We start from the raw sequence: 11609 nt of genomic DNA on the forward strand, positions 1-11609 counted from the left end.
GATCAGAGCAGGGCGGTGGCCTCCGCGAGGGAGAGGCCACCGCCCTCGGCGTATGCGGCCTGGTAGGCGGCGGCGTCGCCGAGTGCGGCACGGACCCGGGTCTCGGCGCGGCCGTGCAGCCTGCGTTCCATGCCGGAGGAGACATGGCCGGGCGGCTGCAGGGCGGCGGCGGCGCCCAGACAGCGGGCGGCGTCCAGGGCACGGGCGCCGTCGTCCATCCCGGCCAGGGCGAAGGCGGCGACGGTCAGGCTGGAGGAGCCGGAGTGCGGGGTGACGGCCTGGGCCAGCGGGTCGTCGGCGTGGGATATCGCCTCCCGCAGCTTGGCCAGGGCGTCCGCGTGGAGGCCTTCGAGGGCGTCCACCCAGGCCTCCTGGATGAGGATCATGGCGTCGAAGACGACGAAGTGCGAGATCTTGAACTGGGTGCGCAGCAGCCGGAGTTGCTCGCGGGCCTCGGAGATCCGGTCGGTCAGCAGCAGCCACACCGTGAGGAAGAGCCGGGCGGCGGGCATCGCCTCGTTGTGGCTGCTGTCGTTGTCGGCGATGACCACGCGCAGCAGCCGTTCACCGCGCTCGATCTCGCCCAGTTCGAGCAGCGCCATGCCGAGGCGGGCGTTGAGCACGGCGACCTGGGTGCGGGCGTCGAGCCGTTCGGCGCACTCGATGGCGGCCTCGTAGTCGGTGGCGGCCGCCCGGTACTCCCCCATGCGTTCGCGGGACTCGGCGCGCGCGGAGAAGGCCTCGGCGGTGCCCCAGTCGTCCCCGAGGCGCCGGAAGATCTCCAGGGCCTCGTCGGCGTCGCGGGTGGCGGCACCGGCCGAGGTGGCGAAGTTGGCGAACACGTTGGCGCGCAGCTGGAGGGCGCCGGCGAGTTCCCACTCGTAGCCGGGCGTACGGCGGCAGGTCTCGACGCCGGCGTCGACGATGGTGCGCAGCTGCTCCAGGCCGCCGGTCAGCATCACCGCGAAGAACCAGAACATGCCGGGGGCCCGGCAGGTCTGCGGCTGGCCGGGCTCGTAGGCCTGGACGACGGCACGCATCTTGGCCTGCGCGTCCGGGGTCTGCCAGGCCTCCAACTCGGTGTCCATACAGGCCAGATGGGCCAGATGGATGCCGCGCCGGGCCTCGACGAGGACTTCTCCGGTGTACGGCGGCGGAGTGTCGGTCAGGCGCCGCCACACCGGTTCGGCGCGCGGGACCGGCTCGGCGAAGGGGCTCGGGCCGAGGGCCATGATGTCGGTGCACCAGGTGCGGGTCTCGACCCGCTTGTCACGCAACTGCCAGTACCAGATCAGGGAGTGGGCCAGGCACAGCGCCTCCTGCTCGTCCTTGGCGGCGACGGCGTGGCGGATGGCGGTGCGCAGGTTCTCGTACTCCAGCTCCAGCCGGGCCACGGCGGCACGCTGGCCGGAGCCGCGCAGCAACGGGTCGGTGGTGCGGGCGAGTTCGCGGTAGTACGTCAGATGGGCGCGCGCGGCGGCGGCGCGCGCGCCGCTCTCGTCGAGGCGGGCGCCGGCGTACTCGGCGACGGTCTCCAGGAGCCGGTAGCGCATCCCCTGCCCGGCCGAAGGGGCGGCGACGACCAGGGACTTGTCGACCAGGGAGGCGAGCGCGTCGAGGGCGGCGGGGCCGCAGACCGCCTCGGCGGCGGCCAGGTCGCAGCCGCCCGCGAAGACGGAGAGCCGGCCGAGGACGTCCCGTTCGGCCGCGTCGAGCAGGTCCCAGGACCAGTCGACGACCGCGCGCAGGGTCTGCTGGCGGGGCAGCACGGTACGGCTGCCGGAGGTCAGCAGGCGGAAGCGGTCGTCGAGCCGGTCGGCTATCTGGCGGGGCGTGAGCATCCGCAGCCGCGCGGCGGCCAGCTCGATGGCGAGCGGCAGTCCGTCCAGGCGGCGGCAGATCTCGGCGCAGGCCGCCGCGGTCTCCTCGTCGGCGTCGACCGTGAAACCGGGCCGGGCCGCACCGCCCCGGTCGGCGAACAGCCGCAGCGCCACCGGCTCGGGCAGCGGCTCCACCGGGCGCAGCAACTCCCCCGGGACGCCCAGGGGTTCGCGGCTGGTGGCGAGGATCGTCAGGTCCGGGCAGCGCTCCAGCAGCTGCGCCGCAAGGTCGGCCGCCGCGTCGACGACGTGCTCGCAGTTGTCGAGGACGATCAGCATCCGGCGCCGGGAACAGTGGTCGACGAGCCGCTCGACCGGGTCGTCGTGCCGGTCGGCGGCGGCCCGCATGCCCTCGGCGCCGGCGCCGTAGAGCACGGTCTCGCGGGCGCCGAGCGCGCTGAGCACGGCCTCGGGGACGTCGGCCGGATCCTCGACGGGAGCCAGCTCGGCCAGCCACACCCCGTCCCGGGCGGCGTTCCGCACGGTCTCGGCGGCCTCCTGGGACAGCCGGGTCTTGCCGGCCCCGCCGGGCCCGAGCAGGGTCACCAGGCGGGCGCCGGCGAGGTCGCCCCGGATGACCTCCAGGTCGGCCTCGCGTCCGACGAAGGAGGTGAGCCGGGCGCGCAGGTTGCCGGGCCGGGACGGCTCCTCGGGCTCCGCCGCCGGCTCCAGCAACTCGGCGTGCAGAGCGCGCAGTTCGGGACCGGGGTCGGAGCCGAGTCGGTCGGCGAGGAGGCGTCGTACGTCGTCGTAGGCGGCCAGCGCCTCGGCGGTGCGGCCGCAGCTGTGCAGGGCGCGCAGCCGCAGCGTCTGCAGGGGCTCGTCCAGGGGGTGGGCGTCGCACAGGGCGGTCAGCTCGGGCAGGGCCTGTTCGGCGTGGCCGAGGGCGAGGGCGGCGGTGTGGCGGGCGCGCAGCGCGTCCAGGCGGCGGACGTCGACGCGGGCCGCCTCGGCGGTGCGGTCGGGCAGGTCGGCGAGGGCCGGGCCGTGCCACAGGGCGAGGGCGTCGTCGAGGACGGTCGCCGCCTTGGCGGGGTCGCCGTCGGCGAGCGCGCGCAGGGCTTCGCCGGTGAGCCGCTCGAAGCGGTGCAGGTCGATGTCGTCGGGGGCGGCCGCGAGCCGGTAGCCGCCGTCGGTGGACTCGATCGCGTCCGCGCCGATCGCCCGGCGCAGCCGGCCGACCAGTGCCTGGAGGGCGCCGGTCGCGTCGGCGGGCGGTTCGTCGCCCCACACCTCGTCGACGAGCAGCCCGGCGGGCACCCCGCGTCCGGCCCGCAGCGCGAGCACGGTCAGCAGGGCACGCAGCCGAGAACCGCCCACGGGGACGGCCGTGCCGTCGGGGCGGAGTACCTGGGTGGTGCCGAGGATCGCGTAGCGCACGGGGTCCATTGTCCCTGGGGACGCCCGGACACCGCCTGTGGGTTTCAGATGCGCATGAACTGGGAGGAGTCGAGGGTGAGGGTCTGGTCGGCTACGGGGATGGCGATCTCCTTGCCGAAGGGGCCGGACCGCGTGCACTGGTAGGTGCCGTCTTCGGGCTGGGTCAGGAGCGTCCAGGTCGCGGAGAGCACGTCGACGATGAGGTACACCGGAATGCCGCGCAGTGCGTAGTGGCTCGGCCTGGTGTTGTAGTCCCGGTTCCTGCTCTCCGGGGAAACGACTTCGACGACGAAGGGCAGCAACGCCTCGTTTATCTCGCTCTCACCCGGGTGAACCTGGTCCAGCGGCAGCGCCGCGGCATCGGGTTCGGGCTTGTATCCCTCTCGGGGCGCTGGACCAGTTCGACCCATCCCTCTGCGATCGTCATGAGCACCTCCTCGTTCGACTCGATATCAGCGTAACGACTGACAGGAACCTCCGACCGCCCGCAGGACGTTCTTCACCCGTCACCTGTACGGTCTACCCCGCACGCCACCACCACCACCGACGCGCCCCAGGAGTCCCGCCCCATGACCGCCACCACCACCCGCCACAGCGACCGGCGGATCAGTCCCGTCTTCGTCGGGATCCTGGCCGTCACCGCCGTCACCGGGTGGGCGACCTGGTCCGGGTTCGCCGAGCAGCCCGGCGTCGCCGTGTTCCTGTTCGTGACGGCGGCCTGGATCGTCTCGCTCTGCCTGCACGAGTACGCGCACGCCCGCACCGCCCTGCACAGCGGTGACATCACGGTGGGCGCGAAGGGCTACCTGACCCTGAACCCGCTGAAGTACACCCACGCCCTGCTGAGCATCGTGCTCCCGGTGCTGTTCGTGATCATGGGTGGGATCGGTCTGCCGGGCGGTGCGGTGTTCATCGAGCGCAGCCGGATCCGCGGCCGCTGGCGGCACAGCCTCATCTCGGCGGCAGGACCGCTGACGAACGTGGCCTTCGCCGCCGTCTGCACCGCGCCGTTCTGGCTGCACTCCCTGGACGGCGTGCCGCGCGACTTCCGCTACGCCCTCGCCTTCCTCGCCCTGCTCCAGGTCACGGCGGCGATCCTGAACTTCCTGCCGGTGCCGGGCCTGGACGGCTACGGCGTGATCGAGCCCTGGCTGTCGTACAACATCAAGCGCCAGGTGGAGCCGTTCGCCCCGTTCGGCCTGCTCTTCGTCTTCGCGCTGCTGTGGGTGCCGTCGGTCAACAGCGCGTTCTTCGACGTGATCGACGCACTGCTGCGCGGCCTGGGCGTGGACGACTTGGACCGCTACTGCGGTCAGGAGCTGTACCGCTTCTGGCAGGGGTCGAACGAGTTCTGCTCCGTGGCCGGCTGACCCTCACGCGGAGAGCGGGAACTCCTCGCCGAGCGCGCGGAACATGTCCGTGTTGAGGGCGAAGGCGCGCTTGCACTCGGTGACGATGCGCTGCTTCTCCAGGTCGTCGGCGTCGACCGCGTCGAGGAGTTCGCGGTAACCGCGCTTGAAGGCGGCGGGGTTCGCGATGTTCTCGAAGACGTAGAAGCGGACGCCGTCGCCCTTCTTCTCGAAACCCCAGGTCCGCTCGGCGCGGTCGCGGATGATCTGGCCGCCGGAGAGGTCGCCGAGGTAGCGGGTGTAGTGGTGGGCGACGTAGCCGGCGGGCCAGGCCTCGGCGCACTCCCGCACCCGGGCCGCGTACTCCTCGGTGGCCGGCAGCGCCGTGAGCCCCGTCCGCCACCCGGCCCCGCGCAGGTGCGCGAGGTCCCGCTCCAGCGCCGCCAGCCGGAACAGTTCGGGCTGCACGAACGGCCCGGCCACCGGGTCCGCCGCCAGCCGCGCGGCCCCGCTCTCCAGCGCGTCGTACACGAACCACAGCTGCTCGGTGTAGCGCGCGTACGCCGCCACGCCCAGCCGGCCGCCCAGCAGATCGCTCATGAACGTCGAGGTCTCCGCCGCCACGTGTTGCTCGTGGGACGCGGTGCGGATGAGTGTCGAGAAGGAGTCCATGGGCAATATCCTCTAAGGTAAGCCTTACCTAAGTCAATGCCTTGCCGACGCCTCGTCGGTAAAGTTACCGACACCCTGTCGGTAAAAGCGTACCCGAAAAAGGCCCGCCCTCCGAGGGGGAGGACGGGCCCGGCGGAACGGCGGGGCCGGGGCGGGGCTACGGCAGGGTGAGGATCTCCGCGCCGGTGTCGGTCACCACCAGGGTGTGCTCGAACTGGGCGGTCCGCTTGCGGTCCTTGGTGACGACCGTCCAGCCGTCGTCCCACATGTCGTACTCGTGCGTCCCGAGCGTCAGCATCGGCTCGATCGTGAAGGTCATCCCGGGCTGCATCACGGTCGTCGCCTGCGGGCTGTCGTAGTGCGGGATGATCAGCCCGGAGTGGAACGACGAGCTGATGCCGTGGCCGGTGAAGTCCCGCACCACGCCGTACCCGAAGCGCTTGGCGTACGACTCGATGACCCGGCCGATGATGTTGATCTGCCGGCCGGGCTTGACCGCCTTGATCGCCCGGTCGAGGGACTCCCGGGTCCGCTCGACAAGGAGCCGGCTCTCGTCATCAACCTCCCCGACCAGATAGGTCGCGTTGTTGTCGCCGTGCACCCCGCCGATGTACGCCGTCACGTCCAGGTTGACGATGTCACCGTCCTGGAGGGCGGTCGAGTCCGGAATGCCGTGGCAGATGACCTCGTTGAGGCTGGTGCACAGGGACTTGGGGAAGCCGCGGTAGCCGAGCGTGGACGGGTAGGCCCCGTGGTCGCACATGTACGCGTGCGCGACCTTGTCCAGCTCGTCCGTGGTCACCCCCGGCGCGATGATCTTCGCGGCCTCCGCCATCGCCTGCGCGGCGATACGGCCGGCGGTCCGCATCGCCTCGATGGTCTCCGGGGTCTGCACCTCGGGCCCGGTGTACGGGGTCGGCGCGGGTTTGCCGACGTACTCGGGGCGGCGGATGTTTCCGGGTACCGAACGGGTGGGAGAGAGCTCCCCTGGTACGAGCAGCGACTGGCCAGACATGCCAGCGAGTCTAACCAGCGGGCATGCGGGAACATGTGGATGGCGAAAGGAGCCGGTCATGGCCCTGTTCAAGAAGCGGACCGTCGGCAAGCCGGGCGAGTGGTACTACTGCCTGGAGCACAAGAAGGTCGAGGAGGGCCCCGAGTGCCCTGCCAAGGACCGGTTCGGCCCCTACGCCACCCGGCAGGAGGCCGAGCACGCGATGGAGATCGCCCGGGAACGCAACCTCCAGTGGGAGAACGATCCCAAGTGGCACGACGCGCCGGCGGGTGACTCCTCGGACGAGAGCTGATCAGAGCCGGGTCGGTGCGGCCGTGCGCTGAGCGCGCAGGCGTACGGCGTGCTCGTTGGTCCGCGCGTCGTACGACATGAGGGCGGGCAGGCACAGGGCCAGCAGGCCGACCGTGCCCGCGCACAGCAGGCCGCCCACGCCGACGGACGCCCGGACGCCCAGCCATCCGGCCATGCCGCCGGCCCGGACCTGGCCGAGGGTCGGGCCCACCGAGTACGACAGCAGCTCGATCCCGGCGAGCCGGCCGCGCAGCTCGTCGGGGATCGTCTGGTTCCACATGGCGCCCCGGAAGATCCCGCTGACCATGTCGCAGCCGCCGGCGACGGCCAGCAGGAGCAGGACCAGCCATACGTTGCGCACGGCGCCGGCGGCGGCGATCGCCAGGCCCCACAGCGCGGCCGACAGCACCACCATCCGCCCGTGCCGGCGCACCCGCCCTGCCCAGCCGCTGACCAGGCTCACGAGGAGGGAACCGGCCGGGATGGCCGCGTACATCAGTCCGAGCGACCACTTCGCGTCCAACTCGTCGGCCAGGAACGGCAGGACGGCGAGCGGCATCGCCAGGAACATCGCCGCGAGGTCCACGGCGTAGGTGCCGAGGAGTTCCTTGCGGGACCAGGCGTAGCGGGCGCCCTCCGCGATGGAGCGCAGCGAGGGCTTCACGGCCTCGTGGGCGGCGGGGGACGCGGCGATCGGCAGGATCAGTACGACCGAGACGGCGAACGTGACGAGGTCGGCGCCGTACGCCCAGCCGAGGCCCGCGTACGCCACGACCAGGCCGGCGACAGCGGGTCCCGCGACGCCGCCGACCGTCCAGCGGAACGAGTTGAGGGCCGCCGCGGCCGGGAGGTCGTCGTGGGCGACGATCCTCGGCCACAGCGAGTCGAGGGCGGGGCGCTGGACCGAGCCCAGTGCGGAGGAGAGCGCGGCGACGGCGTACAGCGGCCAGACGGCCGGGTGCGGCAGCAGGGCGTTGAGCAGCAGGGCCCCGCTGAGCAGGCCCTGACCTGCCTCGGTCCACAGGATGAGCAGCCGCTTGTCGAGGGCGTCGGCGAGGGCGCCGCCGTAGAGGCCGAAGAGGATGAGCGGGAGCAGCTCCACCGCGCCGACGGCCCCTACGGCGGCCGCGCTCCCGGTGAGGTCCTTGATCTGCACCGGGAGCGCGACGAACGTCAGGAAAGTCCCGAAGTTGCTGATCAGGCCGGAGGCCCACAGCCGGCGGAAGTCGACGGAGGCCCGCCAGGGGGCGAGGTCGGGAAGCACGGTCACGCTGAGCCATGTTGAACGCCCACCGGCGCCCCCCTCAACCACTTTTCCGCCCACCCACCCACCCGACTCGGTCAGCAGAGGGGCTGAGCGAAGAACAGGGGGAGGGGCTGCTCGGTCAGCAGAGGGGCTGGCGGTGTGGCGGTGGTGGGTTGGTCTGTGTCTCCGCTTTTTCTCGGTGCTGCCGCAGGCAGGTGATCGACCGAGTCGGGTGGGTGGGTGGGCAGGCGGCTACCAGGGTGTCGGCGGCGGTGCCGTTACTGTTTCGGCCAGCCTTGACAGGCGGTCGCGGAAGCGGCGGCGGGCTCTCGGGGACGGGCCGTTCTCCCCCGTCGCCGCGCTGACCAGGTGCTGGACCGTGTCCAGGTCCAGTTCCGCGCCCTCCGGCACCGTGAGCGTCTCGTGGGCCATCGCCGTCAGCGCGTCGTCGGCCGTGGTGGAGAGCGCCAGTACCGTCAGCCCGGCCCGGCGGGCGCTGTGGACGTGGTCCAGGAGCGGTGCCGAGGAGTCGCCCGGTGCCACCACCAGCAGCGTCTCCCCCCGGCGGGCCGCCTCGACACGGCCGAGGCCGGCCGCGAGATGCGCCGGGTCCGTGGAGCAGGCCCCGTGCCGTACCAGCGTCGGCGCCAGTTCCGGCGTACCGGACCACGCGGCCTCGTCCACCAGGTGCGCGGCGAGATGCCACGGCTCGTACTCCGGGGTGCCGAGCAGGAGCAGCCCGCCGCCGTGCGTCACGACCGAGCCCCGCAGCGCGCCCGCGAATCTGCGCGTCGCCCCCAACCACTCGGTCCCGGCGAGCACTTCGCGCAGCAACGCGACCCGTACGGCGTCCATGCCCCCGCATACTGCCGCAATCGGTCACTCGTGACGCGGAGTTCACCCCGAATTCGCCCGGCCCGGGGAGAAGGCGGCCCATGAGTGACGTAGAAGCAAGCATTCCCTTTCGCGCGGGCACCGAGGGCTACGCCAGTTTCCGGATCCCGGCCGTGGTGGTCTCCCGGGCGGGCACCGTGCTCGCCTTCTGCGAGGGGAGGGTCAACTCCGCCGCCGACCACGGGCACATCGACGTGGTGCTGAAGAGGTCCGGCGATGGGGGGCGTACGTGGGGGGCGCTCCAGGTGGCCGCCGGCAACGGCGGCAACCTCGCCGGCAACCCCGCCCCCGTCGTCCTGGACACCGGCCGGATCCTGCTCGTCCACGTCCGCAGCGCCGCCTCCGCCACCGAGGACGCCATCCTGCGCGGGCAGGTGCCGGACGCCGACGGGCGGCGGGTGTGGGTGCAGCACAGCGACGACGACGGGGTGACGTGGTCCGCGCCGAAGGAGATCACCAAGACGGTGAAGAAGGCCGGGTGGCGCTGGTATGCCACGACCCCCGGACACGCCATCCAACTGCGCTCCGGGCGGGTCGTCGTGGCCGCGAACCACACCGTGCCGCCCACCGGGACCGACAACGGCACCGAGGGCAAGTACAACAGCGGCCACTGCCTGCTCAGCGACGACCGGGGCGAGACCTGGTACCTCGGCTACGTCGACGAGAACCCCAACAACTACATCAACGCCAACGAGACCACCGCCGCCGAACTCCCGGACGGGCGCGTCTACTTCAACACTCGCAACGACTCGCCGTCCCCGGGCAACCGGGCCGACGCGCACTCGAAGGACGGCGGGAAGACGCTGGTGAAGCCGTTCCGGCCGCAGGCGGGGCTCACCGCGCCGGTCTGCGAGGCCTCCGTGCTCCAGCTGCGGGATCCCGATCTGCTGCTCTACTCGGGCCCCGCCGACCCCGCCACCCGTGCGCTGATGACGATCCGTGCGTCCGGCGACGGCGGTACCACCTGGCGCCCCGTCCACCCGCTCGACGGCCTGCCCGCCGCGTACTCCGACCTCACCCGGATCGACAAGGACACCGTCGGACTGCTGTACGAGACCGGGGACTTCGGCGCGTACGAGACGATCACCTTCCGCCGGGTGCCCGTGAACCGGCTCACCTGACCGGGTGCGGCCGCCGCCACGGACGTAGAGTCGGCCCATGACCTCTTCCGACACTTCCGACAGTGCACAGCAGGCGGCGGCCGCGAAGGCCCCCGCCAAGGATCCCTGGGACCTGCCCGACGTCTCCGGCCTGGTCGTGGGTGTACTCGGCGGCACCGGCCCGCAGGGCAAGGGCCTCGCCTACCGGCTGGCCCGGGCCGGCCAGAAGGTGATCATCGGCTCCCGGGCCGCCGAGCGCGCGCAGGCCGCCGCCGACGAGCTCGGGCACGGCGTCGAGGGCGCCGACAACGCCGAGTGCGCGCGCCGCAGTGACCTCGTGATCGTCGCCGTACCGTGGGACGGGCACGGCAAGACGCTGGAGTCGCTGCGCGCGGAACTGGCGGGGAAGCTGGTCGTGGACTGCGTCAACCCGCTCGGCTTCGACAAGCAGGGCGCCTACGCGCTCAAGCCGGAGGAGGGCAGCGCGGCGGAGCAGGCCGCGGCGCTGCTGCCGGACTCCCGGGTCGCGGCGGCCTTCCACCATCTGTCGGCGGTGCTGCTCCAGGACCCGGAGGTCGAGGAGATCGACACCGATGTGATGGTGCTGGGCGAGGCGCGCGCGGACGTGGAGATCGTGCAGGCGCTGGCCGGGCGGATCCCCGGGATGCGGGGCATCTTCGCGGGGCGGCTGCGCAACGCCCACCAGGTGGAGTCCCTGGTCGCGAACCTGATCTCGGTCAACCGCCGCTACAAGGCACACGCCGGGCTCCGCGTCACGGACGTCTGAGCGGATCCTCTGAGCAAATCCTCCGAGCGGATGCTCTGAGCAGACTCTCTGAGCGGACTCTCTGAGCGGATGGGGGACACTGGTGGGCGGCCACCGGTGTCCCCGGCCGATCCGACCGACCCGAAAGCGACTCCCCCTATGCCCCGCCTCGCCCTCTACTCCCTGGTCGTCTGCGTCCTCGCCGTGGTCGCCGCCGTCGTCTCCTTCGTCCAGGGCAGCTGGCTGATCGGTGTCGTCTGGGTGCTGCTGACGGGGCTGTCGTCGAACATGACCTGGTACTACGTGCGGCGCGGCCGGCAGGACACCTCAGTCACCAGCTGATCCCGGGCTGCCTCTCCTCGCCCTCCAGGAGGACCCGCCCGCCGATCTCCACCCAGCCGTGGGGCTGCGGTGCCGTGAGGATCTGCGAGCCCCTGCCCTGGGTGATGTTCAGGGCCCGGCCCAGCCGGTCGGTGAGCAGCAGCGCCGCCGCCCCGGTCGCCTCGTCCTCGTCGATCCCGTCGCCGCGCCCGGGAAAGGCGCGGGCCCGGACCCGCCCGGCCGACTCGTCCTCCCACGCCCACGCGTAGATCCACTCCCCGGGCTCCGGCACCGGCAGCGCGTCCACCTCGGCGGCCGTGGCGTACTGGCGCAGGGTGCGCGGCGGGGCCCACTCGGGGAGCGCCTCGATCCAGCTGAACTCCCCGTCCAGCCGGGCGCCGACCACGCCGGCCGGCGTGACCAGTTCGGGCACGTCCAGCAGCCAGGCCGTGCCGACGCAGGGGTGGCCGGCGAACGGCAGCCGCAGGGTGGGGGTGTAGATGTCGACGACCCCGCGCTCGGGGTCGTCGACGAACACGGTCTCGCTGAACCCGAGCTTCGCCGCCAGCGCCTGCCGGTCCTCCCGCGCGGGCAGCACCGAGCCGTCCCGGACGACGCCGAGTTCGTTGCCGTAGCCGCCGTTCGCCGCGCAGAAGACCCGCAGCACGTCGTAATCAGTCACTCCGGCATTCAAG

At 72.3% G+C, this 11609-nt stretch carries 12 protein-coding genes; 5 read left to right on the top strand and 7 right to left on the bottom strand.

Annotated elements, in window-relative coordinates:
* Nucleotides 1-2: 2 nt before the first annotated feature.
* The gene (locus tag ACFWXC_RS40135) at nt 3-3269 is read right to left on the bottom strand and encodes a BTAD domain-containing putative transcriptional regulator (protein ID WP_384486922.1); all 3267 of its coding nucleotides are present in this window, start codon (nt 3267-3269) and stop codon (nt 3-5) included.
* 35 nt (nt 3270-3304) lie between these two features.
* Nucleotides 3305-3670 carry a Uma2 family endonuclease gene (locus ACFWXC_RS40140; protein WP_384486924.1) on the bottom strand — a complete coding sequence of 122 codons (366 nt, stop codon included), beginning with the start codon at nt 3668-3670 and terminating at the stop codon, nt 3305-3307.
* Between the two features lie 159 nt (nt 3671-3829).
* On the opposite strand from ACFWXC_RS40140, the gene ACFWXC_RS40145 reads away from it, so the two are divergent.
* Nucleotides 3830-4630 (top strand): site-2 protease family protein, encoded by an 801-nt coding sequence (locus ACFWXC_RS40145; RefSeq protein WP_384486926.1) that lies wholly within the window; start codon nt 3830-3832, stop codon nt 4628-4630.
* 3 nt (nt 4631-4633) lie between these two features.
* Here the strand turns inward: ACFWXC_RS40145 and ACFWXC_RS40150 are convergent, their stop codons facing one another.
* Nucleotides 4634-5281: a heme oxygenase (biliverdin-producing) gene (locus ACFWXC_RS40150; RefSeq protein ID WP_384486928.1), complete on the bottom strand. Its 648-nt coding sequence runs from the start codon at nt 5279-5281 to the stop codon at nt 4634-4636.
* Between the two features lie 157 nt (nt 5282-5438).
* A complete protein-coding gene (gene map, locus ACFWXC_RS40155) occupies nt 5439-6296 on the bottom strand; it encodes a type I methionyl aminopeptidase (protein ID WP_384486930.1) in 858 nt (285 codons plus the stop codon).
* 58 nt (nt 6297-6354) lie between these two features.
* On the opposite strand from map, the gene ACFWXC_RS40160 reads away from it, so the two are divergent.
* Nucleotides 6355-6588, top strand: a complete 234-nt coding sequence (locus ACFWXC_RS40160) for a hypothetical protein (RefSeq protein WP_384486932.1) — start codon at nt 6355-6357, stop codon at nt 6586-6588.
* Here ACFWXC_RS40160 and ACFWXC_RS40165 read toward each other — a convergent pair whose 3' ends face one another.
* On the bottom strand, nt 6589-7857 hold the full coding sequence (locus ACFWXC_RS40165; protein WP_384486934.1) for an MFS transporter: 1269 nt from the start codon (nt 7855-7857) through the stop codon (nt 6589-6591).
* A gap of 228 nt (nt 7858-8085) precedes the next feature.
* Nucleotides 8086-8688 carry a hypothetical protein gene (locus tag ACFWXC_RS40170; protein ID WP_384486936.1) on the bottom strand — a complete coding sequence of 201 codons (603 nt, stop codon included), beginning with the start codon at nt 8686-8688 and terminating at the stop codon, nt 8086-8088.
* An 80-nt stretch (nt 8689-8768) separates the two neighbouring features.
* Between ACFWXC_RS40170 and ACFWXC_RS40175 the strand changes: the two genes are divergently transcribed.
* From ACFWXC_RS40175 to ACFWXC_RS40185, 3 genes are all read left to right on the top strand, one after another.
* On the top strand, nt 8769-9848 hold the full coding sequence (locus ACFWXC_RS40175) for an exo-alpha-sialidase (protein ID WP_384486938.1): 1080 nt from the start codon (nt 8769-8771) through the stop codon (nt 9846-9848).
* A gap of 37 nt (nt 9849-9885) precedes the next feature.
* The gene (npdG, locus tag ACFWXC_RS40180; RefSeq protein ID WP_384486940.1) at nt 9886-10614 is read left to right on the top strand and encodes an NADPH-dependent F420 reductase; all 729 of its coding nucleotides are present in this window, start codon (nt 9886-9888) and stop codon (nt 10612-10614) included.
* Between the two features lie 138 nt (nt 10615-10752).
* Nucleotides 10753-10935 carry a hypothetical protein gene (locus ACFWXC_RS40185; protein ID WP_362577779.1) on the top strand — a complete coding sequence of 61 codons (183 nt, stop codon included), beginning with the start codon at nt 10753-10755 and terminating at the stop codon, nt 10933-10935.
* Here the strand turns inward: ACFWXC_RS40185 and ACFWXC_RS40190 are convergent.
* Nucleotides 10925-11596: a PhzF family phenazine biosynthesis protein gene (locus ACFWXC_RS40190; protein WP_384486952.1), complete on the bottom strand. Its 672-nt coding sequence runs from the start codon at nt 11594-11596 to the stop codon at nt 10925-10927. The two genes, ACFWXC_RS40185 and ACFWXC_RS40190, sit on opposite strands and share 11 nt — an antisense overlap.
* Nucleotides 11597-11609: the final 13 nt, after the last annotated feature.

The organism is Streptomyces sp. NPDC058683 (assembly GCF_042716195.1).
In the GTDB taxonomy this organism is placed as follows: domain Bacteria; phylum Actinomycetota; class Actinomycetes; order Streptomycetales; family Streptomycetaceae; genus Streptomyces.

Bases quoted from the DNA above. Each gene is read 5' to 3' on its own strand.
- ACFWXC_RS40135 (WP_384486922.1), bottom strand. From the start codon at position 3,269: ATGGACCCCGTGCGCTACGCGATCCTCGGCACCACCCAGGTACTCCGC.
- ACFWXC_RS40140 (WP_384486924.1), bottom strand. From the start codon at position 3,670: ATGGGTCGAACTGGTCCAGCGCCCCGAGAGGGATACAAGCCCGAACCC.
- ACFWXC_RS40145 (WP_384486926.1), top strand. From the start codon at position 3,830: ATGACCGCCACCACCACCCGCCACAGCGACCGGCGGATCAGTCCCGTC.
- ACFWXC_RS40150 (WP_384486928.1), bottom strand. From the start codon at position 5,281: ATGGACTCCTTCTCGACACTCATCCGCACCGCGTCCCACGAGCAACAC.
- map (WP_384486930.1), bottom strand. From the start codon at position 6,296: ATGTCTGGCCAGTCGCTGCTCGTACCAGGGGAGCTCTCTCCCACCCGT.
- ACFWXC_RS40160 (WP_384486932.1), top strand. From the start codon at position 6,355: ATGGCCCTGTTCAAGAAGCGGACCGTCGGCAAGCCGGGCGAGTGGTAC.
- ACFWXC_RS40170 (WP_384486936.1), bottom strand. From the start codon at position 8,688: ATGGACGCCGTACGGGTCGCGTTGCTGCGCGAAGTGCTCGCCGGGACC.
- ACFWXC_RS40175 (WP_384486938.1), top strand. From the start codon at position 8,769: ATGAGTGACGTAGAAGCAAGCATTCCCTTTCGCGCGGGCACCGAGGGC.
- npdG (WP_384486940.1), top strand. From the start codon at position 9,886: ATGACCTCTTCCGACACTTCCGACAGTGCACAGCAGGCGGCGGCCGCG.
- ACFWXC_RS40185 (WP_362577779.1), top strand. From the start codon at position 10,753: ATGCCCCGCCTCGCCCTCTACTCCCTGGTCGTCTGCGTCCTCGCCGTG.